Source organism: Rhizobium sp. AQ_MP (genome assembly GCF_014237835.1).
Classification (GTDB): Bacteria; Pseudomonadota; Alphaproteobacteria; order Rhizobiales; family Rhizobiaceae; genus Allorhizobium.
In genome coordinates, this window is the sequence record NZ_JACJVI010000003.1 from 249310 (window position 1) to 275714 (window position 26405).

The following is a 26405-nucleotide window of genomic DNA, read 5'->3' on the forward strand; positions in this document are numbered from 1 at the left end:
TCAAATGGCCGGGCTCGGCTCTTCCTTCAGAAGTCCGCTGGTGCGCAGTAGCGAGGTGAAACGGCCGCCGAGTGCGCTCAACTGGTCATAGTTGCCCATCTCGATGACCCGGCCGTGATCAAGGAAGACCACGAGATCGGCTTCCCGGATCGTGGAGAGGCGGTGGGCGATGATGAAGGTCGTCCGGTTCTTGCGCAGCCTGTCGATCGCTTCCTTCACGCGTGCCTCGGTCTCCACGTCCAGCGCGCTGGTGGCTTCGTCAAGCACGAGGATCGGGGCGTTCTTGAGAATGGCGCGGGCAATCGCGATGCGCTGACGCTCGCCGCCCGACAGCCGGTTGCCGCGTTCGCCGACATGGGTGTCGTAGCCGATCATGCGGCTTTCGATGAAGTCGGTCGCTGCGGCTGCCTCGGCTGCCTGGATGATCTCTTCCTCGGTCGCATCCTCTCGGCCCAGCCGAATATTGTCCTTGATCGAGCGGTTCAAAAGGCCCGCGTCCTGGAAAACCGTTGCGATCGCATGACGCAGCGACTTGCGGGTTACTTTGGCGATGTCCTGACCATCGATCAGGATCTGTCCCGACTGCGGATCGTAGACACGTTGCAGGAGATTGATGAGCGTGGTTTTGCCGGCACCCGTCGGGCCGACGATTGCGACCGTCTGGCCAGCGCGGACGCTGAAGGAGATGTCGCGGACCCCTTGCGTGGTCGACGCAAAATCGAAAGAGACGTCCTTGAACTCGACGTCGCCCCGAACCTGTTTCAGCTCCGCAGCGCCCACCCGCTCTTCGCGTTCCTGAACGGCATCCTCCAGCTTGTAGAAGTCCTCGAGCTTTGAGCGCGCTTCGAAGATCTGGTTCACGAAGGCGATCATCTGGTCCAGACGCGAGATCAGCAGGGTCGCAAAGCCGGTAAAGGCGATGATGTCGCCCACCTTCAACTCGCCGCGCTGGACGAGCAGCGTGCCGATCACCAGAATGACAAGCATCGACAGCGTGGAGGCAATACGGTTCAAGGCGCCGGCCAGCGCCCACCAGTCGAGAACCGGATACTGGGCGGACAAGAGCTTCGTCGTGTATTCCTTCAGGGCCCGGGTTTCGGCTTCGATGCGGTTGTAGCTATGCAGGACCGAGACGTTGCTGATCGAGTCGCTGACATGCGAAAAGACCGTATGATAATGGCTCTCCACCGAGGCCTGGCCTTCCTTCGTGCGGTTCATCACCGTCTTGCCGATGATGACATACAGGATGGCAAGCACAATCAGAACGGATGTCAGTCGCACGTCCATCGAGAAGGCGGTTGGGATCAGAAGTGCAAGTGCCACTGCCGTCGCCAGATGAGTCCGCATGAATTCGAGCCAGAGGCCGAAAAGCGTCTCACCCGCGCGCAATAGTGTGTGCAAAGCATTCGAGGTGCCGCGCTGATGATGCCAGCTAAGCGGCATTGAGATAATCTTGCCGAAAGATTCGGTCAGAAGATCCGCGCGGCGGCCGTGAGCCAAGCGATCGGCCTGGCGGGCAACGAGGACATAGGCGACCGTGTTGAAGACGCCAAAGCAACCCCAGGCAATCAGAATGCCGGTTGCGTCGCGCTTTTCCGATATCGCGTCGACGATTCGTCCGAAAAGTATGGGCTCGAGAATCGTTATGACAGCAAGGACGATATTTGCGGCGACGACCAGGGATACCCGCAGCCTGTAACGCGCTAGGTATTTCAGGGCCTTGAAATAAACCTGGAGCAGAGACAAGCTGTTTTATCCTCGTTCTTTCAAAGCGGCATGCGCCATGATTGTTCGCTGGCCCGACTTGGCCACCCCGAAAGGATGCCTAATGCCACAAACGGTCTACCGCAAGATGTCGCGTCACGGCCTTCATGAGTGTTGTCTCACGCTAACGCTATCTCACGAGCCTTGCTTTAAGTTTCCCATAACGCAAATTGGCGATAAACGTTCACATTGCTTCGGGAGGTCGAACAAACCTCTACTCGTGGCTTTTTAATGATGTTTTTTAGATGATTTCGGAGAAGGTTTGTGAATATCAATCAGTTGCTGCATTTCCTGGTCGTCGCCGATGAATTTCGTACCGCATCGGAGCTCGTGTCCGAGCTTGAAAAACTGGTGCGGAGCTACGGTTTCGAATACTACGGTGTGGTGCGGCAACCAAAGCCGGACGAGAACCCCATGGATCTTGTCCTGACCGGCCAATGGCCCGAGGGCTGGCCGCAGATTTACATCGCCAAAAAGTATGTCTTGATGGACCCGACCATCCGCTATCTGGGGCAGGCGCAAGCTGGTTTCCGCTGGCGTGATGCGCTTCACGCGTTTCGCAATGATCCCCATCGCAAGCGCATGGAACGGATGTTGAGCGACAGCATGCGCTTTGGATTGATGGATGGTTACATCTTCCCCGTCCATGGGCGGACAGGGCTTCTTGGAAACATGACGGTCGGTGGCCGGCCGGTGGATCTGTCGCCGACGGAAATCGCCCTGTTTGATGCAGTCGCGAAGAAAGCCTACTGGCGTCTGCTTGAATTCAAGCATGCCGACAACACCGAAGCCGTCAAGCCGATCGATACCCGCATGACCCGGCGTGAAATGGAAGTGCTGAACTATCTCGCCGATGGACTGACCTCGAATGAAATCAGCAAGATCCTGAAGATCTCCAACCATACGGTCGACTGGTACATGAATGGTATTCAGGACAAACTAAACGCAAAAAACCGGCAGCACGTTGTGGCTTTGTCCTTCCGTCTAGGGCTCGTCACATGAGCTGAGGCGGAATCTTCTCCGCAGCTTCCAAGGCAAATTGAACTTCCTAAAACAACGCGCTATGAGTTTTCTTCGCAGGTGCACAATGCCCTGGCATATCGTTTTGGGGAGACCGAATTGCCAATATCCAAGATCCTTGTCGCCAACCGTTCGGAAATTGCGATCCGCGTCTTTCGCGCCGCCAACGAGCTCGGTCTGAAAACGGTCGCCATCTGGGCCGAAGAAGACAAACTCGCGCTGCACCGCTTCAAGGCGGACGAAAGCTATCAGGTTGGTCGGGGGCCGCACCTTTCGAGGGATCTCGGACCGATCGAAAGCTATCTGTCGATCGACGAAATCATCCGCGTCGCCAAGCTGTCCGGCGCCGATGCCATTCACCCGGGTTACGGCCTCCTGTCGGAAAGTCCTGAATTCGTGGACGCCTGCAACGATGCAGGTCTGATTTTCATCGGCCCGAAGAGCGACACCATGCGGCAGCTCGGCAACAAGGTCGCCGCCCGCAATCTGGCGATCAGCGTGGGCGTGCCGGTCGTGCCCGCGACCGATCCGCTGCCGGATGACGAAGCAGAAATCCATCGCCTCGCCGCCGAGATCGGCTATCCCGTCATGCTCAAGGCCTCCTGGGGCGGCGGTGGCCGCGGCATGCGCGCGATCCGCGATCCCAAGGATCTGATCCGCGAGGTCACCGAAGCCAAGCGCGAGGCGAAGGCCGCCTTCGGCAAGGACGAGGTCTATCTCGAAAAACTCGTCGAGCGCGCGCGCCATGTGGAGAGCCAGGTGCTCGGCGATACGCATGGCAATGTCGTGCATCTCTTCGAGCGTGACTGCTCGATCCAGCGCCGCAACCAGAAGGTCGTCGAGCGCGCGCCGGCTCCCTATCTCAGCGAAGCGCAGCGCCAGGAGCTGGCCGACTATTCGCTCCGTATCGCCAAGGCGACGAACTATATCGGTGCAGGCACCGTCGAGTATCTGATGGATGCCGATACCGGCAAATTCTACTTCATCGAGGTCAACCCGCGCATCCAGGTGGAGCATACCGTCACCGAAGTCGTGACCGGCATCGATATCGTGAAGGCGCAAATCCATATTCTCGATGGCCATGCGATCGGTACGCCGGAATCGGGCGTGCCTGATCAGGCGGATATCCGCCTCAACGGCCACGCCCTACAGTGCCGCATCACCACCGAAGATCCGGAGCAGAACTTCATTCCGGATTACGGTCGCATCACCGCCTATCGTTCGGCGGCCGGCTTCGGCATCCGTCTCGACGGTGGTACCGCCTATTCAGGCGCGATCATCACCCGCTACTATGACCCGCTGCTTGTCAAGGTTACGGCATCCGGCAGCACGCCGCAGGAGGCGATCAGCCGCATGGATCGTGCTTTGCGCGAGTTCCGTATCCGCGGTGTTGCCACCAACCTTACCTTCCTCGAGGCGATCATCGGTCACCCGAGCTTCCGTGATAACTCCTACACAACCCGCTTCATCGACACGACGCCGGAGCTCTTCCAGCAGGTGAAGCGCCAGGACCGAGCGACGAAGCTCCTGACCTATCTCGCCGACGTCACGGTCAACGGGCATCCGGAAGTGAAGGGCCGCCCGAAGCCGCCGGCCGATGCTGCCGAACCGGTCGTTCCCTTCATCGATGCCGATATCAAGCCAGGTACGAAGCAGCTGCTCGACGAGCTCGGGCCGAAGAAGTTCGGCGACTGGATGCGCAACGAAAAGCGCATCCTGATGACCGATACGACGATGCGTGACGGCCACCAGTCGCTGTTGGCCACGCGCGTGCGTACCCACGATATCGCCAGGGTCGCCGATACCTATGCGCGCGCGCTGCCGAACCTCTTCTCGCTCGAGTGCTGGGGTGGTGCAACCTTCGACGTCTCCATGCGCTTCCTGACGGAAGATCCGTGGGAGCGGCTGCAGCTGGTGCGTGAAGGCGCGCCGAACCTGCTCCTGCAGATGCTACTCCGCGGTGCCAACGGCGTCGGATACAAGAACTATCCCGACAATGTCGTGAAGTATTTCGTGCGCCAGGCAGCCAAGGGCGGTATCGACCTGTTCCGGGTCTTCGACTGCCTGAACTGGGTCGACAACATGCGCGTGTCGATGGATGCCGTCATCGAGGAGAACAAACTCTGCGAGGCGGTCATCTGCTACACCGGCGACCTCTTGAACTCGGCGCGTCCGAAATATGACCTGAAGTACTACACGTCATTGGCCGCCGATCTCGAAAAGGCCGGTGCGCATATCATCGCGGTCAAGGATATGGCCGGTCTCTTGAAGCCGGGTGCGGCCAAGGTGTTGTTCAAGGCGCTGCGGGAAGCGACCAGCCTGCCGATCCACTTCCATACGCACGACACCTCGGGCATTGCCGCGGCCACGGTTCTGGCCGCTGTCGAAGCAGGCGTGGATGCCGTGGATGCCGCCATGGATGCCTTCTCGGGCAACACGTCCCAGCCCTGCCTCGGCTCCATCGTCGAGGCCCTGCGTGGCTCCGAGCGTGACCCGGGTCTCGATCCGCACTGGATCCGTCGTCTGTCCTTCTACTGGGAAGCCGTGCGCACGCAGTACGCGGCCTTCGAAAGCGACCTCAAGGGGCCGGCTTCGGAAGTCTACCTGCACGAAATGCCGGGCGGCCAGTTCACCAACCTCAAGGAACAGGCCCGTTCGCTCGGGCTTGAAACGCGCTGGCACGAAGTGGCGCAGGCCTATGCCGATGCCAACCAGATGTTCGGCGACATCGTCAAGGTGACCCCGTCCTCCAAGGTTGTCGGCGACATGGCGCTGATGATGGTGAGCCAGGATCTTTCCGTTGCCGATGTCGAGAATCCGAACAAGGACATTGCCTTCCCGGACTCTGTCGTCTCGATGCTCAAGGGTGATCTCGGTCAGCCTCCGGGTGGCTGGCCGGAAGCCTTGCAGAAGAAGGTGCTGAAGGGTGAGCAGCCCTATACGGCCGTCCCTGGTTCGCTTCTGCCGCCTGCCGATCTCGATGCCGAGCGCAAGACGATCGAGGAAAAGCTCGGCCGCGAAGTCACGGATTTCGAGTTTGCCTCGTATCTGATGTACCCCAAGGTCTTCACGGATTACGCGCTGGCCGCCGATATGTATGGCCCGGTTTCTGTGATCCCGACGCCGCAGTATTTCTACGGTCTGCCGGCCGGTGAAGAGCTGTTCGTCGATCTCGAAAAGGGCAAGACGCTCGTCATCGTCAACCAGGCGATCGGCCACACCGACGACAAGGGCATGGTCACCGTGTTCTTCGAGCTGAACGGTCAGCCGCGCCGCATCAAGGTCCCCGACCGCGCCCATGGTGCATCGGGCAGCGCCATCCGCCGGAAGGCGGAGAACGGCAATGCCGCTCATCTCGGCGCGCCGATGCCGGGCGTCATCTCGCAGGTTGCCGTCTCATCCGGTCAGACGGTCAGATCCGGTGACGTGCTGCTCTCCATCGAGGCGATGAAGATGGAAACGGCGCTGCATGCCGACCGCGACGGGACGATTTCGGAAGTGCTGGTGCGCGTCGGTGATCAGATCGACGCCAAGGACCTGCTGGTCGTCTATTCCGCCTGATCGCTCTTTCATCAGTACAATGAGAAGAGGCCCCGCCATCGCTGGCGGGGCCTCGTTCGTTTCGCTTATTGGGACCGCTTACTCGGCCGCCTTGACCTTTGGCTTGCGGGCCGGCTTCTTCGCTGGCGGCGGAGCGGGCGGCAGATCCTGGCCGATCTCCTGGGCCTTGCCATCCAGGGTCACGTCATAGCCTTCGGCCTTGCGGGTGACGGCGACGTCGACCTTGCGTCCGTCGATTTCGACCTTCGCCTTGAAGCCCTGCCAGTGCTCGGGAAGCGCAGGCGTGACCACGATGTCACTGCCCTTGCGGCGGATACCGAGGAAGCCTTCGACCGCGAAGCGGTAGAGCCAGCCGGCAGAGCCCGTGTACCAGGTCCAGCCACCGCGACCGGCATAGCCGCTGCCGCCATAGATGTCGGCTGCGACAACGTAAGGCTCGACGCGGTACTGCTCTGCTTCTTCCGGCGTGCGGGCATGGTTGATCGGGTTCAAGAGCTCGAAGACGCGCCAGGCGTCGGAGAGGCGTCCGGCCTTGACCAGCGAGAGGCCGAGCCAGATCGCCGCGTGGGTGTACTGACCACCGTTCTCACGCACACCCGGCGGATAGGCGCCGATATAGCCCGGATCGACCTCAGGCTTCTCGAAGGCCGGCGTGAAGAGGCGGACGATGCCCGTCTCCGTGTCGACCAATTTGGAGACTGCGGAATCGAGAGCCTTTGCGGTATGCGCTGGATCTCCGAGACCCGAAAGCACACTCCAGGACTGGGCGATGGAATCGATCTGGCACTGCAGGGAGCCGTTCGACCCCAGCGGCGAGCCATCGTCGAAATAGCCGCGACGATAGTGGTCACCGTCCCAGCCGGCCGTTTCCAGAGCGGCTTTAAGCTTTGCGACATGGTCGCTCCAGCGGGCGCTGCGCTCACGTTCGCCGCGCCTCTCGGCCTGGGCCTTGAAACGCTCCAGCGTTGCCGCCAAAAGCCAGCCCAGCCAGACGCTTTCGCCGCGACCTTCGATGCCCACACGGTTCATGCCGTCGTTCCAGTCACCACCGAGGATCAGCGGCAGGCCGTGTTCGCCGGTGCGGGCAATTGCCAGATCCAGCGCGCGGGCGGCATGCTCGTAGAGATCCGCCGTCTCTGCCGCCGTGTTCGGCAGGAAGAAGCTGTCATGCTGCCCCTGCTTCAGCTCCGGGCCGTCGAGGAACGGAACCTGTTCGGCAAGGATGGCCTCGTCGCCCGTGGTCGACACGTACTGATCAATCGCATAGGCGAGCCAGACGACGTCGTCTGAGATCATGGTGCGGACACCCGCTCCCGTCTGCGGCAGCCACCAATGCTGGACGTCGCCTTCGATGAACTGGCGGGCAGCGGCGTTGAGGATCTGCCTGCGGGCAAGATGCGGCTCGACGGTCAGGAAGGCGAGCGTATCCTGAAGCTGGTCGCGGAAGCCATAGGCGCCGCTGGCCTGATAGAAGCCGGCCCGCGCGAAGATGCGGCAGGCGAGCGCCTGATAGGGCAGCCAGCGATTGACGAGGTTATCGAAGCCCTTGTCGCCGGTTTCGACCGAGAGCTTGCCGGTGAAGCCTGTCCAGAAATCGGTGTTGGTCTTCAGGATGGTCTCGAAGCCGGAGCCACGGACAGTCTTCACCAGATCGATCGCTTTTTCCGCCGTGTCGGTCTCGCCGAGCAGGAAGGTCATGTCGCGGGACTGGCCGGGCGACAGCTCGACATCGAAGGCGATGGCAGCACAGGGGTCGCTTTCGCTCTCGATCGATCCACTCAGACCGGAGGCCCGCGCAACGGCCTGCGGCAGCTTGATCGTGCCGTTGCGACCGATGAATTCTCGGCGGCTTGCCGTATAGCCATCCGGCTGTTCCGGACCCGCCAGGAAGGCGAAACGGCCGGGATAGTTGATGTCGTAGGGGTTCGACGCGAGAAGGGCGCCGGTTTCTTCATCGAAAGTCGAGAGAACGAAAGGTGCGGTACGGGCCGGATTGTTGCCCAGCACCCATTCCGCATAACCATAGATGCGGAACTTGCGTGCTTCGTCGCTGACATTCTTCAGGCGGATCTTCGTGAGCTTCACCGGACGCTCGCGATCGACCGTCTGGTTCAGTTCGATTTCGAGATCGCCGTGTCTGCTGACAAAGGTCGAGTAGCCGAGACCATGACGCGTCTCGAAACGCGCCGTCGGGTCGAGGTTGAGCGCACTCACCGTCGCATAGGCGCGGCCGCTGGCAAGATCGGTAACGTAGAAGGCCTCACCCGGGCGATTGATGACGGGATCGTTGGTCCAGGGCGTCACCTGGTAATCGCGGGAGTTCTGGCTCCAGGTAAAGCCGGCGCCCTCTGCCGAGACGTGGAAGCCGAAGCTTTCGTTGGCGATGACATTAATCCACGGATGCGGCGTGCTGGCGGTTCCATCGAGACGGACGACATATTGCTTGCCGTCTTTCGAGAAGCCGCCGAAGCCGTTCCAGAAGTCGAGGTCGGCACCGTCAGCCTTCTGAGCCGATTTTGACGGAGCGGGCAGCGCCGGGGGCAGGCCTGCCCATTCAGCTTCGCCGTCGATCGTACGTGGTGTCGCAAACAGCGAGACGGCTCGGTTCACCTGGTCGACGATCTTGCCGTTGCGGGTATGCAGAACCACGCGGGCAGCGGCAAGCACGGCAAGCGTTGCGCCCTCGTCCTGCAGATCGTCACGGACGGTGAAGACATGCTGGCGACCGCCCGGCAGGCGGTGGCGCAGATTGTCCGCCATCTGGTCGAGTGCGTGCTGCATGTCCTGGGCATAGGAAGTCGCGCGCTCGTTGATGATCGCAAGGTCAGCCACGACGCCGCGACGGCGCAGATATTCCAGCGCGCTCATCGCTTCGCGGGCGATGTCCATGTCCATGTCATCGTTGATGCGCAGCGCAAAGATCGGGAAGTCGCCCGAAATCGCCATCGGCCAGAGTGCCGACTGCGACTTCAAACCCTTGCGGACCGTTTCCGGGTCGGCACGCAGGTGGTTGTCCGGATAGGTGAGGTAGCGGCCGAGATGCTGGAAGGCAGCCGCCTGCTGCGAGGTGATGCCGATGTGGCGGAGCTCCACCTGGGCACGCGTCCAGGCATGGATCAGCTCGTGGCTGAAGGAATCCGGGTGGCGATAGCGTTCGATCGCCTTGTCGACTTCCTCGCGGTTCGGGGCTGCCATGGTCCAGAAGATGACCTGAACCTTCTTGCCGGCCGGCACGCGCACAACGCGGCGAAGGCTCAGGATCGGATCGAGCGTGAAGCCTTCCGTGCCGGAGAGGCTCGCACCGGGATCGAAGGCAGCTGCCTCACCGAGACTGCGGCCACGGCCGAGGAACTTGCGGCGATCGGTCTCGAATTCCGTCGGGCGACCCTGGCCTGCACTGTCCACCACCAGATGGGCTACGCAGATATCGGGATCCGACGGGCTGCGCTTGTTGCGCTCGGCGCGAATGACATCACGACGGCGGCCGAATTCAGTCTTCACGAACATGCGCGAGAAGAGCGGATGTGCGCTGTCGCTATCCTCGTAGGCCAGCACCGGTTCGGTATAGGACGTTACCTCGATGTAACGGTCTTCCGTGCCGGTGTTCAGGATCGTCAGACGACGGCCCTCGGCATCGTGCTCGGTGCCGACAATGCATTCGAGGCTCGTCGAGATGTCGCCGACGGTCTTGAAGAACTCGGCCTTGTCGTCGCCGAAGATGACCTTGGACTTTTCATTCGGCGCGCTGCGCGGCGCCGATGTTGCCGACCACCATTCGTTGGTCGCGGTGTCGCGCAGGAAGAGGAAGGTGCCCCAGCGGTCCTCGGTCGTATCAGGCTTCCAGCGGGTGACGGACTGTCCGTTCCAGCGGGAGAAGCCCGAGCCGGTGGCCGTCAGCATCACCGAATAGTGGCCGTTCGACAGGAAGACGACTTCGCGGTCCTTGGTGGCCGGGTCCTCAACTGTGCGGATTTCGGCGCGCAGCAGGTCGGCCTGGCCCTTGCCCGGCGTCTGCGGTTCGTATTTCGCGCTCATGACCGGGATTTCGCGCGGTGTCTTTTCCTGCAGCAGAAGTTCAGCCGCTTCGATCACCGGGTCGGCGTGGAAAAGGGCGCGCAGACGGCCGTTGAAAGCGACGTTGGCGATGGCTGCGATCGACATGCCGTGGTGGTGGGCATAGTAATTGTAGACGACAGCGCATTTCTTGCCATCCGGCAGACGTGTCGGCGTGAAGTCGACAGCATCGTGGAAGCCGTAGGCACCGAGGGCACCGAGCTTACGCAGACGCTTCAGGTTCTCGAGCGCGGCTTCCGGGTAATACTGGCTGGCGAGGATCGAGGCATAGGGCGCCACCACGGCGTTTTGTCCCAGACCGCGTTTCAGGCCGAGCGTCGGCACACCGAAGTTGGTGTACTGGTAGTTCATCTCGTGGTCGCGGGCATTGAAGGCCGCTTCCGAAATGCCCCAGGGAATGTTGAGGCGACGCCCGTGGTTCATCTGCTCGATGACAATCAGATTGTTGGTCTGATTGAGGATGCCGCCTTGACGCTCCTGCATGACGAGCGGCGGCATCAGATACTCGAACATCGAGCCCGACCAGGAAATGAGCGCGGCGCGCGCGCCGATCGGCACGACCTGGCGGCCGAGACGGTACCAGTGCTCCGTGGGCAGGTCGCCCTTGGCAATCGCAAACAGGCTCGTCAGGCGGCATTCCGACGCCAGAAGGTCGTAGCAGGCCTCGTCCAGTTCACGGGCATCGACGCGGTAGCCGATGGAGAGAAGACGGCGCTCCGGACGGAACAGGAAAGTAAAGTCCATCGAGAAAGCGAGGTTGCGGGCGCGTTCCGAGAGCTGGTTCAGGCGCTGGCGCAGCGGATCGATGTTCGACAGGTCGAAGGCGGTGTCGGCAATATGCGCTTCACAGACCTGCACGAGGGATTCCGTCCAGCGCACGACCTCGGCGCTCTGTTCGGAGCGCACTTCGTGGTGCAGGTTGGCCGCAAGCTTCTGGACGTCGCGGGCGAGCACCGCGAGGTTGATGATGCGGATCGAGGCGAATTCGTGCTCGCGCTTGACCGCGGCCAGGGCCGTGTTGAAGCCGATGATGCGCTCTTCGAGACGGCGGCGAAGCGGGCGGACGGTCTTGCGGTCGTCCGGCAGCTGGCCGAGGATTTCGAGCAGGATGCCGCCGACATCACCGATACCATCGAGGTTGCCCTGGAGGTGGGCGGAGGGGGCTTCCGCCCATTCGCGGCAGGCCGAGGAGATCGCGATCAGATGGCCGGCCAGGTTGCCGCTGTCGACGGCCGAGATGTATTTCGGGCCGAGCGTCTGAAGCGTGTCGGTGTAGTACCAGTTGTAGAGATGGCCGCGATACTTCTCCATCCGCTCGACGGTCGCAATCGTTTGCTCCATGCGTTCGATCGTCTGCTCGAAGCTGAGCCAGCCGAAATGGCGGGCGGACACGACCGACAGCAGGTAGACGCCGATATTGGTCGGCGAGGTGCGATGCGCGATGATCGGCTCAGGCGTTTCCTGGAAGTTGTCCGGCGGCAGATAATTGTCGCCCGCTGTCGTGAAGGTTTCGTAGTAACGCCAGGTACGGCGGGCGATCTTGCGCAGCTCGTAGGAGACGTTCTCAGGGACTTCCAGGCTGTCTTCGGTCTCTGCGGACTGGCTGACATACCAGGCAAGCAGTGGCGAGAGCACCCAGAGCAAGGCGAAGGGAAGGCCGATCAGATAGCCATAACCGCCGGGCAGGGCAGCGACGCCCACGGAGAGAATGGCGAGGATCGGCGCATGGCGCATGTTCTCATAGTAAGAGGCGATCGAGCCCTGGGCTGCCGACTGAACGCTTGCGGCGGTACGCCATTCGAGCAGCAGCTTGCGGCTCACCAGCATGCGGTAAAGCGAGCGCGCGATGGCATCGGCCATCATGCAGGCATTGTCGGCGATGAAGACGATGCGCAGCGCGACCTGTGCGTTGATCGAGCGGACTTCCGACCATAGCGTCTGGAAGTGGGCTGCCGGAACGATATCGGTCTGGCGCGGAACGATGCCGGAGAGAAGCGACAGGGTCGGTGCAACGAAAAGGCTGAAAATCAAAAGCAGCTGCCAGATGGTGGCGCCGACCGGGTCCATGGTGGCCCAGCCGAGAACCGAGGCCGCGTACCATGCGATCGGGGTCAGCGAGCGGCGCAGGTTGTCGACCATCTTCCAGCGACCGAGGCTGGTGATGCCGCGGCTGGTGTCGCCGATATAGGGGATCAACTGCCAGTCGCCGCGGGCCCAGCGATGCTGGCGCGAAATTTCCACTTCGTAGCGGGTCGGGAAGTCCTCGACCAGTTCGACGTCGGTCACCAACGCGCAGCGGGCAAACGAGCCTTCGAGCAGGTCGTGGCTAAGCACGCTGTTCTCATCGATCCGGCCCTTGATCGCCGTTTCGAAGGCATCGACGTCGTAGAGGCCCTTGCCCGTGAAGGTGCCCTCGCCGGTGATGTCCTGATAGACGTCGGAAACAGTGAAGACATAAGGGTCGAGGCCGCGGTTCATCGAGAAGATGCGCTGGAAGACCGAGGCATCCTTGCCGGTCGTGAGCGACGGGGTGACGCGCGGCTGCAGGACGCCGTAACCGCTGATCACGCGGCCGGTCTTTTCGTCGTGGACCGGCCGGTTGATCGGGTGGTGCATCTTGCCGACGAGCTTGGTGACCGCATCACGCATCAGGCGCGTGTCGGCGTCGAGCGTCATCACATAGCGCACGTTTTCCGGCACCATGTTGGCACCAGGCAGATAGGATGTGTCACGGTCGCCGCGCAGCAGCAGGTTCAGCTCGTGCAGCTTGCCGCGCTTGCGCTCCCATCCCATCCAGCAACCTTCCGCCTCGTTGTAGAGGCGGCGACGATGCAGGAGATAGAAGCGCGTCTTGCCAGCGAAATCGTATCGGCTGTTGAGCTGCGCCACCTCGCGCTTGGCATAGTCCAGCACCTCCATGTCGGCGGAGGATTCTTCCGTCTGGCTGTCCTTCCAGTCGCTCAGCAGAGCAAAGTAGATCTCGCCATGGGGGTTGGTGAGATAGTGGACTTCGAGGTTGCGGACGAGTTCATCGACATCGTCGCGCTTTGTGATCATGCACGGCACGACGACGAGGGTGCGGGCTTCCTCGGGAATGCCTTGCTTGAACTCGTAGCCGGTCAGGCGGAAGGGTTTGACGAAGAAGGTCACCAGCGTGTTGAAGAGGCCCGTTGCGCCCTCCGACACCGGGAGCGATACGAGGATCAGGAGCACCAGTATGAGCGAGGTTGGCAGCGCCATCTGGTTGAGGAAATGGCCAATGACGGCGAGCGCGGCAATCGTCAGCGCGATGACGGGAACCGCGATCGAGAGCCAGTTCAGTCGCTTGATGAAATCGGTGATGATGCGCGACAGCGGCTGGCTGTAGCCGATCGCATTTTCGAGTTCGGTGCGGCGATTGCCGACAAGGTAGCTGCCGACGTCGAGATGGCCCTCCGGGCCCGCCGCCTCGGTGGCGAGATCGATCGCGGTCTGGGCAATCTCGATCTCGGTCTGGTCACAGCGGCGCGCCAGCTTTTCGATCGTGTTGCGGTACGCATTGCGCGAGCCGAAATCGAGCTGACGGTAATCGGTGTGCTGACCGAGTACCCGGTCGACATGGCTCACCTCTTCGACCCAGACCGACCATTCCTTGTCGTCGATCTCGCGCAGGCCGCGGACGATGTTGCCCATCGTCACATTGCCCGAGGAGAGACGATTGTGCTCGGCGTCCATGGCCTCCTGGGCGGTGCGGCCGGCTGCTTCCAGACGGCTTTCCAGCCATTCTACCGCGAAGCTCGTGTTCTGCGAGCCGTTGCGCAGACGATAGAGGAACTGGGTCGCGAAGGTGTTATCGTCGGCCAGCTGCTCGATCTGGCTGAGATAAGTTGCTGCTGCGACCGGGTCGTTGAGGCGGACGATCTCGTCGGCCACTTCATTGGCGCGACGGCGCATCCGGCGCGAACGGTCGACGCGGGTCGCAATGCGACGGAGGTTCTCGACCAGCACGAAGCGGACGATCGAGGGCAGCGCCCAGAGTTCACCGATTTCCAGCGTCTGATGCTGCTGATAGCCCTCGACTAGCGCGGTCATGCTTTCCTGGCTGACGGTCGAATGGGTATGGGCGACATAAAGCCAAGCGAGCGCCATGGTGCGCGGAATTTCGCGGCTGCCCACCTTCATCGTCGGCAGCTGGCGATAGAACTTCTTCGGGAAGTCTCGGCGAACTTCCTGGATCGCTTCTTCGATCACATAATGGTTGTCGAGCAGCCATTCGGCCGCCGGCGTGATGGTTGCGCCGGCCTCCACGTCAGCGGCGGTCGCGCGGTAGACACGCAGGATCTCGCGCTCGTTTTCCTTGTGCCGGGCGAAGAAGTCAAAATCCATCAGGCCGGGAAGTTCCGTGGCGCCATTCAGCGCCAGGGATTCCGCACTTTCCCTCAATTCCTCGATCGTGAAGTAGGCAGATCTGATGGAATCGTTGTGGTCGATCTGCTTTGTTTCGAGGTCGCGCGATGGGACATGCAGCGTCATGAAGGATAAGTTCTCGGTTCGGTGGTTTAATGAAAAGCCGTTGTGGTTGGACCGACCCGGTCTTCACCGTCGCGCCTCATTGCACAAAATTGGGCTGTTGACCAACAATCGGGGCAGAAAAAGGCCGTAATACGACGATAAGCGGCGGCGGCTACACTCTCAGTACGACTTTCGCATGCTGGCAGGTGAATTGGCGTTTTTATGCCTTATTTCAAGTCACTGGCCAAGTGGCTTACGCGCCTGAAGTGTGTGCCTGTCCTGCGCATGCGAGCATAGGCACAGTCGATCTGTCGGTGAGGTTACCAGATCCCAAACATCTGCATGGCAAGGTGTTGTCCGGCTCCCCTTCTGCAAGCCTCAATCATCGTCTTCCAGGGACACACCACCGAGCATCGCCTCGACAGCGTCCAGTGCGATCTGCGGCAGGCGTCGCTCATCGAAAAGGTCGCTCGCGAGGGAATTCTCCAGCCACAGACCGTCAATAAGGCCGTTGATTGCGACTGCCAGATGACGCACCTCCGCAAATGGCGGCTTCTGCTGCCGCGTTGAGAGAACAGCCCGGATGAGATCCTCAAGAATGCCAATGAAAACGAGGTAGTTTTCCCGATGGATCCGCGCGAGGTCCTCGTTTGATCGCACGCGGCCGATGAACGCGGCCCATAGGGACAAGGCCTTGGGATCGGCAATGGGCGGACTGACATTGGCGACGATGAACTCCCGCAATCGCCTGCGCGGATCCGCATCCGCCCCCCTCATGGCATCGATCGCAGTGCCGGTCATTCCTGCCAGCATCTCGCGATAGGCCGCCTGGATCATCTCATCCTTGCCGGAAAAGTAGTGCCGGACCAAACCGCCGGTCACACCGGCTCTGGCGGCGATGTCGCGGACCGTCGCACCTTCCAGACCGTGCTCCGAAACGCTGTCCAGCGTCGCGGCTATCAGGTCTTTTCGACGCTCGGCTTCCCCGGCACGCTGGAACGTGCGTCGTGTCATGCGGCAACTCCAGCCAGGCAAATAGGGCAGCGCTTCTGCCGTCGAGGCGACATTTTACACGGTTGAACAACCGGGCGGCAAGTGCAACAGTCCGCGCCTCCAAGAACTGTTCTGCAGATGCCGAGAGGTGAAACCCATGACGATCCACGCTCCCAATGTGATGGCCGAAGTGCTCGCAACGCGCCACCATCTGCACCGGTTTCCGGAGATCGGTCTGTCGGAGTTCAAGACCTCGGACTACGTCGCTGAACAGCTGACGGCGCTTGGTTATGAGGTCACCCGGGGGCTTGCCAAGACCGGCGTGGTCGCGACCCTTCGGAACGGCAGCAGTGATCGCAGCATCGGCATTCGTGCCGATTTCGATGCCCTGCCGATCCTTGAGGAAACCGGGCTTCCCTATGCCAGCGAGATCCCCGGAGTGATGCATGCCTGCGGGCATGACGGCCACACGGCCATGCTTCTCGGGGCGGCCAAGATCCTGGCCGAGCGGCGGAATTTCGATGGCACCATTCATCTCATCTTCCAGCCGGCCGAGGAGAATTTCGGCGGTGCGCGGATCATGATCGAGGATGGTCTGTTCGAGCGCTTCCCCTGCGATGCCGTCTTTGCGCTGCATAACGATCCGGAAATCCCCTTCGGTCACATCGCGCTACGCGAGGGGCCGATCATGGCCGCCGTGGACGAGTGCAAGATCACCGTCAATGGTCGCGGCGGTCATGGTGCCGAGCCTCAGTCGACGGCCGATCCAATCGTCTGTGGCGCGTCCATCGTCATGGCGCTGCAGACGATCGTTTCGCGCAACATCCATCCGCTCGACCCGACCGTGATCACCGTTGGCGGGTTCCATGCGGGTGCCGCAAGCAATGTCATTCCGGAGCGGGCAGAGATGGTGCTCTCGATCCGGTCCTTCGATCCGAAAGTGCGGGACCAGCTGGAGCAGCGCATCCGTGGCGTGGCCGAGGGGCAGGCAGCGAGCTACGGGATGGGCGTCACCATCGACTACCAGCGCGGTTATGACCCGACAATCAATCACAAGGCGGAAACCGATTTCGTCCGCGATCTCGCCGTCAGCTTTGCCGGGCAGGAGAAGGTCTATGATCTCGCCCGTCCGATGATGGGCAGTGAAGACTTTGCCTACATGCTTGCCAAGCGGCCGGGCACCTATTTCTTCCTGGGCACGCAGCGCACGCCCAACGATCCGCCGCTGCATCATCCGCGCTACGACTTCAACGATGACATCCTGCCCGTCGGTACCACCTTCTGGGTGGAGCTTGCCGAACGTTATCTTTCGAGGTCCTGAGCCGGCATCCGACGGCGCTCGGCAAAGAGAATGATGAGGCCTGCGCCGGCGATCAGCACGGCGCCGGCCCAAACATTGGGGCCGGGCACTTCCTGCCAGATGGCATAGCCCAGCGCGAAGGCCCAGATGAGGGCGGTGTATTCGAGCGGTGCAATCACCGAAATCGGCGCGCGGCGCAGAGCCTCGAAGTAACTGAGCTGGCCAATGCCCCCGATCACGCCGACCGCGAGCAGCAGGATCTGGCTCGGTCCACTCGGCATGGTCCAGGAGACAAGCGCCATCGGGGTCGTCAGTGCCAGGAAGAAGACATTGGTCATCGTCATCTGAACCATGCTGCTGGCGCTCTGGCTGGTGGTGCGCAGGAGCGTCGTCGCAATGGCCCAGCAGACGGCGGCGACCAGCGCGAGATAGACCGGCCAGCCGGTGGCCATGCCGGTCGGATTGCTGGCGATCACCACGCCGGCAAAGCCGGTCAAGACAGCAATCCAGCTGCTCATCGGCACCTTTTCACCGAGGATCGGAATGGCCAGCAGGATCGCGGCGATCGGCGCGGCGAAATAGAGCGTGGTAAGGTCTGCAAGTGGCAGATGCCTGGCGGCGTTGAAGTAGCAAAGCCAGGCGGCGAGCAGGAAGAGGCTGCGCAGCATCATGGGGCGCAGCGCAGGCGACTTGACCGTCTCGACGGCCAGCGATCGACCACCGAGAATGTAGCAGCCGAGCAGGATCGCGATGCTACGGCAAAACAGGATCTGCCAGACCGTCGTGCTCTCCACCAGCAGCTTGATCATGGCGTCATGCATGGCGAAGAGGAAATAGGCGAGACTGGAAAGCAGGATGCCAGCGCCGACTGCGGTTTTCACGGGAGATATCTTTCGGATGAAGTGCCCCGAACCGGAGCGCGCATTACGCCCCATGTGTCGGAGCTTGACGCTGCCATGTCAACCAGCTGCATGTGGTTCGATACTGTTGTCACGCGAAACAAAAATTTACAGCTGGTGCGCGCAAGGGCGATTGCCGACTAAATCGATTTAACTAAAGTGCGGCCCCACCACGGGAGCAGGATATGAACGACATTTCACAGAGCATGACTTCCCCAGCCACACCGGCGCCGATCGTAACGAAGGAGCGCGCGGCCGTCGCGCTGCTGTTCTTCCTCAATGGTCTCGTCATCGGTGCCTGGGCCCCGAAGATCCCCTTCTTCTCGCAGGCACTCGGCCTGACGGAACTAATGCTCGGCGTGATGATCTTCGTCTTTGGCGTCGGTTCGCTGGTGCTGATGCCGATCGCCGGCATGCAGATCGCCCGCTATGGCTCGCGGCGCGTCGTGGAGGTGGCCACGCTGCTCTTCATTCCGACGATCGTGCTGGTGACGCTGGTCGACAATATCTGGACCGGGGCGGTCGCGATCTTCCTGTTCGGCGGGCTGACCGGAGCGATGGACGTGGCGATGAATGCCAATGCCGTCGAAGTCGAGCGCAACATGCGCCGCTCGATCATGTCCTCCTGCCATGCCTTCTGGAGCCTCGGCGGTCTCTGTGGGGCAGCGACCGGTGGTTTCCTGATCGCCTCACTTGGAGTCATGGGGCACGTGCTGTTGCTCGCGGCTGTCTGTGTCGCGCTCTTTCTTGTTGCCCGGCCGATGATCCTGGCCGATGCACCGCATCCAAGTGAAGAGCCGGTCAAGGCGAAGCTGCCGATGACGCCGCTGCCGTGGCTGATCGGCACCATTGCATTGTTCTCCATGATCCCGGAAGGCACCGTTCTGGACTGGAGCGCGCTCTATCTGCGCAACGAGCTGAATGCATCGACGGAGTTGTCGGGCTTCGCGTTTGCCGCTTTCTCCTTCACGATGGCCGTCTGCCGATTTGCGGGCGACTTCATCCGTGATCGGTTCGGGGCGGTCAACACCTTGCGGTTCTGCGGTGTGGCGGCGATCATCGGTCTTGTCATGGCGGGACAATCGACCAACGTGACCTTCGCCCTTATCGGGTTTGCGATCACGGGGATCGGGATCTCGAACATGGTGCCGATCGCCTTTTCGGCAGGCGGCAACATTCCGGGGCTGGCGCCGGGTGTCGGTCTCTCCGTGGTCACGACCATGGGCTATTCGGGGATCCTGTTTGCGCCTTCGCTGATCGGTTTCGTCGCGGAATTCACCTCACTCTCGACCGTCTATACGGCGATCCCCTCCCTGCTCATCGTCGTGCTCGCCCTTTCCGGGCTTGCCCGCCATGCCGACCGGGCGGCTGGGCACTGAAAACAAGGCGTGTGCGGGGGCATCGAGGCTGCCGCACACGCGCGCATGTGATCGTGTCCCTGTGTCTTTCGGTTGACAAGCGAACGGCTTTGATCCACCTCCATGGCGATTGAGGCTTGCAGAGAACCAGCCATGACCGCACCCCTGATCCATCCCGCCGATGCCTTTGACCCCAAGCCGCGCCGTTCCTCGGTTGCGGTCGAAGTGGGTGGTGTCATTATCGGTGGCGGCGCGCCCGTCGTCGTCCAGTCGATGACCAATACCGACACCGCTGACATCGACGCGACCGTTGCCCAGGTTGCCGCGCTCTACAAGGCTGGCTCCGAGGTGGTGCGCATCACCGTCGACCGTGACGAGAGTGCCGCAGCCGTGCCGAAGATCCGCGAGCGGCTGCTGAGGCTCGGCATGGACGTGCCGCTGATCGGCGATTTCCACTACATCGGCCACAAGCTGCTCGCCGATCATCCTGCCTGTGCCGAGGCGCTCGCCAAGTATCGCATCAACCCAGGCAATGTCGGTTTCAAGGACAAGAAGGACAAGCAGTTCGCCGAGATCATCGAGATGGCGATCCGCTACGACAAGCCCGTCCGGATCGGCGTCAACTGGGGCTCGCTCGATCAGGAGTTGCTGACGCGGCTGATGGACGAAAACGCCGCACAGGGCTCGCCGCTGTCGGCCCGTCAGGTGACGCGCGAGGCGATCGTGCAATCCGCACTTCTATCGGCCGAACTCGCCGAAGAGATCGGGTTGCCGCGCAACCGCATCATTCTCTCCGCGAAGGTCAGCCAGGTGCAGGACCTGATCGCCGTCTATTCGATGCTCGCCGAGCGCTCGAACCATGCTCTGCATCTGGGACTGACCGAGGCCGGTATGGGCTCCAAGGGCATCGTCGCCTCCTCGGCGGCCATGGGTTACGTGCTGCAGCATGGTATCGGCGACACGATCCGCGTGTCGCTGACCCCCGAGCCGAACGGTGACCGGACCCGCGAAGTGCAGGTGGCGCAGGAACTGTTGCAGGTCATGGGCTTCCGCCAGTTCGTGCCCGTCGTTGCCGCCTGTCCGGGCTGTGGTCGCACGACCTCGACCGTCTTTCAGGAACTTGCCCAAAAGATCCAGGACGACCTGCGCAAGAACATGCCGGTCTGGCGCGACAAGTATCCCGGTGTCGAGGGGCTGAACGTCGCCGTCATGGGCTGCATCGTCAACGGTCCCGGCGAAAGCAAGCATGCCGATATCGGCATTTCGCTTCCGGGGACGGGTGAAAACCCGGCTGCCCCCGTCTTCATCGACGGCCAGAAGGCGATGACGCTGCGCGGTCCCAATATCGCAGCCGATTTCGAGGCGCTGGTGGCGGACTATATCGAGAAGCGCTATGGTCGGAAGTCGGCGGCGGAGTGAGCTTGCGGCCAACTTTTTGTTGCCGCAATTTCACGGTTGACGGATTATCAGCCGAATCCTGGAGGGACACCGAGCATGATCAAGAAGATCGCCATTCTCGCGCTGTGCGCGACCTATCTGAGTGCCTGCACCACGACCGATCCCTATACGGGCCAGCAGAAGGTGTCCAACACGGCGGGCGGCGCGGCACTTGGTGCTGCCGTCGGTGCGCTTGGTGGTCTTGCGGTGGGCGGCTCGCCGGAAGGCCGCCGCAACGCAGCCCTCATCGGTGCCGGCATCGGTGCGCTCGCGGGCGGTGCGATCGGCAACTACATGGACCAGCAGGAAGCCGAGCTGCGCGCACAGCTGCAGGGTACCGGGATCTCGGTGACCCGCGTCGGCGATCGCATCATCCTGAACATGCCGTCCAACATCACGTTCAACACTGATCAGGACGCGGTCATGCCGCAGTTCTATCCGACGCTGAACTCGGTCGCGATCGTGCTTCGCAAGTTCGACCGTACCCTGATCGATATCAACGGCCACACCGATTCGACCGGCAGCCCGGGCTACAACCAGGGTCTGTCCGAGCGCCGTGCGATGTCGGTTGCCGGCTATCTCAACAGCCAGGGCATCGATCCGCGTCGTGTTTCGGCTGTCGGCTTCGGCCCGAACCAGCCGATTGCGTCCAACGCGACCCCGGATGGCCGCGCGCAGAACCGCCGCGTCGAAATCCAGATCTCGCCGCTCACCCAGGGCTGAGGTCTTCGATCCAAGGGATTCAAGGCGTCGCATCCGTGCGGCGCCTTTTTCGTTTCAGCGGAAGGTCAGCATCTTGGCGCCTGCTGTCGCAAACAGGACCGCCAGCGTTCCATCGATATAACGGCGCGCCGCGCGATAGATCCGCAGGGCCCCCGGCGTGGAAAAGAGCAGTGCATAGCCCGTGAAGATCGTGAAGCCCGTCGCGAGGCAGCCGCAGACGATGATGGCGACAGCTAGCGGCGTCGCATCCTCTGGCAGGCCGAGCGAGATGATGGCGAGCCAGGCGAAGATCGCCTTCGGGTTTGTCAGGTGGATCGCATAGCCCATGAGAAAGGTGCGCTTGAGGCTCGCCGTTGCCTTGGAGACGGAAAGCGGATCGATCTTGCTGGCGGCGGAGCGGAAGGCACGCCAGGCGAGATACAGCAGATAAAGCCCCCCGAGGATGCGCATGACCACCAGTGCCTGCGCATACTGGGAGAGGATTGCTGCGAGGCCCAGGGAGGCGGCTATCGCCCAGGTCATCGACCCGCAGAAAATGCCGGCGGCGATTGTCAGGCCATGCCGCCGCCCCTGGCCGAGCGAAGCGGATGCAATTGCCATAGTCGCCGGGCCTGGGCTCAGGACCGCCACGAGGTAGACGAGATAAGCGGCCACGACCTGCGGCCAGTGTTCAAGGATGACGGTCACGAAAAGGCTCCGGCTTGGTCTGCAATGAGCCGGACACTAATTGCTTGCGGCGATCTGCACACGTCAGATGATTTGATCGATTGCCTTCAGAAACTGATGGCATTCCTCGGTCGTGCCGATGGTGACGCGCAGGAAATCGGCGATCCGGGGCTTGTTGAAGTGGCGCACAAGAACCGCGCGTTCGCGCAGACCTTTCTGCAGATCCGCGCCCTGATGGGCGGGGTGACGTGCGAAGACGAAGTTTGTCGATGACGGCAGGACCTCGAAGCCGCGAGCTTCAAGCGCCTTCGTCACTACATCGCGATTGGCGATGATCTTGCCGCAGGCCTCATCGAACCAGGCCTCATCCTCGATGGCGGCCTTGGCGGCGGCCTGGGCGAGCATGTCGACGGGATAGGAATTGAAGCTGTCCTTCATCCGCTCCAGCGCTTCGATCAGCGGCCGCTGGCCGAGCGCAAAGCCGACGCGCAGGCCTGCAAGCGAGCGCGACTTGGAGAACGTCTGGACGACGAGCAGGTTTTCATATCGCGGGATAAGGCTTGCTGCGCTTTCCGCGCCGAAATCGACATAGGCCTCGTCGATGACCACGACCTGGTCCGCGTGCGCAGCGACCAGTTTTTCGATTTCCGAGAGAGGCAAAGCGATGCCGGTCGGTGCATTCGGATTGGCGAGGATGATCGCGCCGCAGGGACGGTCGTAGTCGGCAATTTGAACGCGCAAGGCATCATCCAGCGGGATCTCCTCGACCTTCACCTCGAACAGCCGGGCATAGGTCTTGTAGAAGCTGTAGGTGATGTCGGGATACAGAAGCGGCGCGTCATGCTTGAGGAGACCGGCAAAGGTGAAGGCAAGCACCTCGTCGGAACCGTTGCCAACGAAAACCTCGTCCAGCGCCAGGCCGAAGCGTTTTGCGATCGCCTCACGCAGGGTCGTGGAGGCCGGATCGGGGTAAAGGCGCAGACGCTCTCCGGATGCAGCCGCGATCGCGTCCAGCACTTTCTGCGAGGGACCATAGGGGCTCTCATTGGTGTTGAGCTTCACCAGGCCCGGGATCTTCGGCTGTTCGCCGGCGACATAGGGTTCCAGCGCGTGAACGGCAGACGACCAGAAACGGCTCATACTATTTCTTCCTGTAGGCAATGAAATGGGCGGCTTCCTTCAAGGCCTCGGCCTTGGCGCCATAGGGATCGAGCAGGGCGTTGGCTTCCGCCACGAGACGGTCGAGCTCGGCGCGGGCCCAGTCGGTGCCTTTCAGTCCGACGAGAGTCGCCTTGCCCTTGGCGGCATCCTTCCCGGTCGCCTTGCCCATTGTGGCGGCATCCGACGTGATGTCGAGCAGGTCGTCCGCCACCTGGAAAGCGCGACCGATGATCTCGCCGAATCGGCGCAGGCGATCGCGATCGTCAGCCGTGCGACCGGCGATGATCGCGCCGGCTTCGCAGGCAAAACGAAGTAGCGCGCCGGTCTTCATCGCCTGCAGCATCACGATACCCCCTTCGTCGGGCTGATCCTTTTCCGCGGCAAGATCGAGCATCTGGCCACCCGCCATGCCGCCGATCCCGGCGGCGCGCGAAAGTTCCAGCACCAGCGCGACCTTGGCCGTATCGGGCAGCGGTGTTTCGGGGGAGGCGATGATGTCGAAGGCATAGGTCAGCAGGCCATCGCCGGCGAGGATGGCGGTCGCCTCGTCATACTGTTTGTGAACCGTCGGTTTGCCGCGGCGCAGGTCATCGTCGTCCATGGCCGGCAAATCGTCATGCACCAGCGAATAGCTGTGCAGGCATTCGAGGGCGCAGCCCACCTGAAGGGCGGCCTCGTCCACTCCACCGAACAGCCGCGTTGCCTGCATCACGAGATAGGGGCGCAGGCGCTTGCCGCCGTTCAGTGCGCCATAATGCATCGCCCCGATCAGCTGGACGGGCCGTGCAAGCTCTGCCGGACGCGGGGTCGCATCAAGGAGGACAGCGAGCCTTGCCTCGATGATCTCGGCATGGGCGGACAGGCTCTTTTCAAAGTCATCGGCGCTCTGGGTCATCTGGGCTATTTGGCACGCTGCCCCCTGTCAGGCAACGGGAAATTCACCGTGGGAATGGCGCGGAACAGCGCACCCACACTGGTCATTTAGAGGGAGGACCGCTAAGAGGGTCCATCACAGATCATGGACCCAACTTCGTTGACACCGGAAGTCGAGGCATTGGAGAGAAACGAGCAGCTTGTCCCGACGGAAGAACGGAGGTTGCGGCCCCGGATCATCCGGGCCCTACTGATTGCCCTCGTCGTCTTTCTGCTCGGGCCCTATCTCCTGATCCTCATCTATCGGCTCGACTTCGTGCGGCCTGTCTCGACCCTGATGCTGGCGGATCTTGCCACCTTCCAGGGCTATGACCGGCGTTGGGTCGATTTCGAGGATATCTCGCCGAATGTCGTCCGGGCGGTGATGATGTCGGAGGACGGGCAGTTCTGCAATCATGGTGGGGTCGACTGGAACCAACTGCAGTCCGTGATCGACGACGCGATGGCAGGCGAGGCGACGCGCGGTGCCAGCACAATCCCAATGCAGACGGCCAAGAACCTTTTCCTCTGGAATGGTCGTTCCTTCATTCGCAAAGGTCTCGAGCTGCCGCTGGCGCTGGCGCTTGATGCCGTCTGGCCGAAAGAGCGGGTCATGGAAGTCTATCTGAATGTCGCCGAATGGGGTCCCGGCATCTACGGGATCGAGGCTGCGGCTCGCTATCACTTCAAGACCTCGGCCGCCAAACTCAGCCGCCAGCAGGCAGCCCTTCTTGCCGTTTCCCTGCCCAATCCGATCGATCGCGTCGCCAGCAAGCCCGGCCCGGGATTGAAGCGGCTTGCCGGCGTTGTCGATAGGCGCGCAAGAGCCTCGGGCGATTACATCACCTGTCTTTATGATTGAGATCATAAGCTTTCGTTGGTCTTGGCAGGCTCGATCCGGTTAGGATCGTTTCTCAGACGACCGGGAGACATCATGACCGAACTCATCCTCTACATTGCCAACAAGAACTATTCCTCCTGGTCGTTCCGTCCATGGATCGCGCTGACGGCCGCCAGCATTCCCTTTCGCGAGGAACTGATCCCGTTCGGACCGGGCGCCACCCATCCGCGGTTTCACGAGCTCTCGCCGACCGGCAAGGTTCCGGTGCTGCATCACGGCTCGGTTCGTGTATGGGAATCACTCGCAATCATCGAATATGTGGCCGAGCTTCACCCCGATGCGGGGCTCTGGCCTGCGGATCGCGAAAGCCGTTCGCTCGCGCGCTCCATCTCGATGGAAATGCTCTCCGGCTTTCGCGCCTTGCGCAGCGCCTGTCCGATGAACCTGCGGCGGCCGGTCAGGGCGATCGATCTGCCGGAGGGAGTGGCGGCCGACGTCGCTCGCATCGAGGCGATCTGGCGGGAGATGCGGCAGCGCTCGGGCGGTCCTTTCCTGTTCGGCGCATTCTCGGCGGCAGAAGCGATGTTTGCGCCCGTGGTCAATCGCTTCAGCGCCTATGATCTCACGCGCGATCCAGAAACGATTGCCTACATGGACGCGATGCGGGCACATCGGGCCTGGCTTGCTTGGGAAGAGGCGGCCCTTGCGGAAGCCTGGATCGTGCCGGAGGACGAGGCCTGAACGGGCCTGCCCTAGATTCGAAAAAATCGTCCCGGGGACTGGTCAAACCCACTTCGGGCATGTATAAGCCCGCCAAATTCCGAGATCGAGACAGGTTCTGTCCGGCCTCATCGAGGCCGCTAAACCTGTTTTGTCCGTCACGTGGAGTAACGAAAATGGCTGTACCGAAGAGAAAAACAAGCCCGTCCAAGCGCGGTATGCGCCGCTCTGCTGACGCGCTCAAGGCCCCGACCTATGTCGAGGACAAGAATTCCGGCGAACTGCGCCGCCCGCACCATATCGATCTGAAGACCGGTATGTATCGCGGCCGTCAGGTTCTGACGCCGAAGGAAAGCGCATAATCTCTGCGCATTGATTTGGTTTTTCGAAGGGCCGGCGCATGCGCCGGCCTTTTCATTTTGGGTCAGGCATAGTTAAGTTGCGCGGCGGATCACGCTCGTCTCGGTCGGGATCGCATTCCAGGA

General features: G+C 61.8%; 16 protein-coding genes. 9 read left to right on the forward strand and 7 right to left on the reverse strand.

Going from position 1 to position 26405, the window contains the following annotated elements; translation table 11 throughout:
• A complete protein-coding gene (locus H6M51_RS06900; protein ID WP_185809149.1) occupies positions 1 to 1746 on the reverse strand; it encodes a glucan ABC transporter ATP-binding protein/ permease in 1746 nt (581 codons plus the stop codon).
• 282 nt (positions 1747 to 2028) lie between these two features.
• On the opposite strand from H6M51_RS06900, the gene H6M51_RS06905 reads away from it, so the two are divergent.
• Both H6M51_RS06905 and pyc read left to right on the forward strand, forming a co-directional pair.
• Positions 2029 to 2766 (forward strand): LuxR family transcriptional regulator, encoded by a 738-nt coding sequence (locus H6M51_RS06905; protein ID WP_185809150.1) that lies wholly within the window; start codon positions 2029 to 2031, stop codon positions 2764 to 2766.
• Between the two features lie 117 nt (positions 2767 to 2883).
• Positions 2884 to 6345 carry a pyruvate carboxylase gene (gene pyc, locus H6M51_RS06910; protein ID WP_185809151.1) on the forward strand — a complete coding sequence of 1154 codons (3462 nt, stop codon included), beginning with the start codon at positions 2884 to 2886 and terminating at the stop codon, positions 6343 to 6345.
• 78 nt (positions 6346 to 6423) lie between these two features.
• On the opposite strand, the gene H6M51_RS06915 is transcribed toward pyc, so the two are convergent.
• A complete protein-coding gene (locus H6M51_RS06915) occupies positions 6424 to 14931 on the reverse strand; it encodes a GH36-type glycosyl hydrolase domain-containing protein (RefSeq protein ID WP_185809152.1) in 8508 nt (2835 codons plus the stop codon).
• A gap of 357 nt (positions 14932 to 15288) precedes the next feature.
• On the reverse strand, positions 15289 to 15924 hold the full coding sequence (locus tag H6M51_RS06920) for a TetR family transcriptional regulator C-terminal domain-containing protein (RefSeq protein ID WP_185809153.1): 636 nt from the start codon (positions 15922 to 15924) through the stop codon (positions 15289 to 15291).
• Between the two features lie 136 nt (positions 15925 to 16060).
• On the opposite strand from H6M51_RS06920, the gene H6M51_RS06925 reads away from it, so the two are divergent.
• On the forward strand, positions 16061 to 17224 hold the full coding sequence (locus tag H6M51_RS06925; RefSeq protein WP_185809154.1) for a M20 aminoacylase family protein: 1164 nt from the start codon (positions 16061 to 16063) through the stop codon (positions 17222 to 17224).
• On the opposite strand, the gene H6M51_RS06930 is transcribed toward H6M51_RS06925, so the two are convergent.
• Positions 17206 to 18084: a DMT family transporter gene (locus H6M51_RS06930; RefSeq protein ID WP_185809155.1), complete on the reverse strand. Its 879-nt coding sequence runs from the start codon at positions 18082 to 18084 to the stop codon at positions 17206 to 17208. The genes H6M51_RS06925 and H6M51_RS06930 overlap by 19 nt on opposite strands.
• A 224-nt stretch (positions 18085 to 18308) precedes the next feature.
• Between H6M51_RS06930 and H6M51_RS06935 the strand changes: the two genes are divergently transcribed.
• From H6M51_RS06935 to H6M51_RS06945, 3 genes are all read left to right on the forward strand, one after another.
• Complete coding sequence (locus H6M51_RS06935) at positions 18309 to 19481, forward strand: MFS transporter (RefSeq protein WP_407073563.1); 1173 nt, start codon at positions 18309 to 18311, stop codon at positions 19479 to 19481.
• 132 nt (positions 19482 to 19613) lie between these two features.
• Positions 19614 to 20879, forward strand: coding sequence for a flavodoxin-dependent (E)-4-hydroxy-3-methylbut-2-enyl-diphosphate synthase (ispG, locus tag H6M51_RS06940; RefSeq protein WP_185809157.1), 1266 nt, complete (start codon positions 19614 to 19616; stop codon positions 20877 to 20879).
• A gap of 75 nt (positions 20880 to 20954) precedes the next feature.
• Positions 20955 to 21620, forward strand: coding sequence for an OmpA family protein (locus H6M51_RS06945; protein ID WP_185809158.1), 666 nt, complete (start codon positions 20955 to 20957; stop codon positions 21618 to 21620).
• 54 nt (positions 21621 to 21674) lie between these two features.
• Here H6M51_RS06945 and H6M51_RS06950 read toward each other — a convergent pair whose 3' ends face one another.
• The 3 genes from H6M51_RS06950 to H6M51_RS06960 form a co-directional block, all read right to left on the reverse strand.
• A complete protein-coding gene (locus tag H6M51_RS06950) occupies positions 21675 to 22307 on the reverse strand; it encodes a LysE family translocator (protein WP_185809159.1) in 633 nt (210 codons plus the stop codon).
• Positions 22308 to 22370: 63 nt separating this feature from the next.
• Positions 22371 to 23426 carry a histidinol-phosphate transaminase gene (gene hisC, locus H6M51_RS06955; protein ID WP_185809160.1) on the reverse strand — a complete coding sequence of 352 codons (1056 nt, stop codon included), beginning with the start codon at positions 23424 to 23426 and terminating at the stop codon, positions 22371 to 22373.
• Position 23427: 1 nt separating this feature from the next.
• Positions 23428 to 24342, reverse strand: a complete 915-nt coding sequence (locus H6M51_RS06960; RefSeq protein WP_185809161.1) for a polyprenyl synthetase family protein — start codon at positions 24340 to 24342, stop codon at positions 23428 to 23430.
• A gap of 123 nt (positions 24343 to 24465) precedes the next feature.
• On the opposite strand from H6M51_RS06960, the gene mtgA reads away from it, so the two are divergent.
• The 3 genes from mtgA (at position 24466) to rpmF (ending at position 26282) form a co-directional block, all read left to right on the forward strand.
• The gene (mtgA, locus tag H6M51_RS06965) at positions 24466 to 25221 is read left to right on the forward strand and encodes a monofunctional biosynthetic peptidoglycan transglycosylase (protein WP_185809162.1); all 756 of its coding nucleotides are present in this window, start codon (positions 24466 to 24468) and stop codon (positions 25219 to 25221) included.
• Positions 25222 to 25293: 72 nt separating this feature from the next.
• Positions 25294 to 25941: a glutathione S-transferase family protein gene (locus H6M51_RS06970; RefSeq protein WP_185809163.1), complete on the forward strand. Its 648-nt coding sequence runs from the start codon at positions 25294 to 25296 to the stop codon at positions 25939 to 25941.
• 155 nt (positions 25942 to 26096) lie between these two features.
• Positions 26097 to 26282, forward strand: a complete 186-nt coding sequence (rpmF, locus tag H6M51_RS06975) for a 50S ribosomal protein L32 (protein ID WP_003543812.1) — start codon at positions 26097 to 26099, stop codon at positions 26280 to 26282.
• Positions 26283 to 26405 lie beyond the last annotated feature (123 nt).

Coding starts and splice junctions, on each gene's coding strand:
- H6M51_RS06920 (WP_185809153.1), bottom strand. CDS start 15,924: ATGACACGACGCACGTTCCAGCGTGCCGGGGAAGCCGAGCGTCGAAAA.
- H6M51_RS06925 (WP_185809154.1), top strand. CDS start 16,061: ATGACGATCCACGCTCCCAATGTGATGGCCGAAGTGCTCGCAACGCGC.
- H6M51_RS06970 (WP_185809163.1), top strand. CDS start 25,294: ATGACCGAACTCATCCTCTACATTGCCAACAAGAACTATTCCTCCTGG.
- rpmF (WP_003543812.1), top strand. CDS start 26,097: ATGGCTGTACCGAAGAGAAAAACAAGCCCGTCCAAGCGCGGTATGCGC.
- ispG (WP_185809157.1), top strand. CDS start 19,614: ATGACCGCACCCCTGATCCATCCCGCCGATGCCTTTGACCCCAAGCCG.
- mtgA (WP_185809162.1), top strand. CDS start 24,466: ATGGACCCAACTTCGTTGACACCGGAAGTCGAGGCATTGGAGAGAAAC.
- H6M51_RS06960 (WP_185809161.1), bottom strand. CDS start 24,342: ATGACCCAGAGCGCCGATGACTTTGAAAAGAGCCTGTCCGCCCATGCC.
- H6M51_RS06935 (WP_407073563.1), top strand. CDS start 18,309: ATGACTTCCCCAGCCACACCGGCGCCGATCGTAACGAAGGAGCGCGCG.
- hisC (WP_185809160.1), bottom strand. CDS start 23,426: ATGAGCCGTTTCTGGTCGTCTGCCGTTCACGCGCTGGAACCCTATGTC.
- H6M51_RS06945 (WP_185809158.1), top strand. CDS start 20,955: ATGATCAAGAAGATCGCCATTCTCGCGCTGTGCGCGACCTATCTGAGT.
- H6M51_RS06915 (WP_185809152.1), bottom strand. CDS start 14,931: ATGACGCTGCATGTCCCATCGCGCGACCTCGAAACAAAGCAGATCGAC.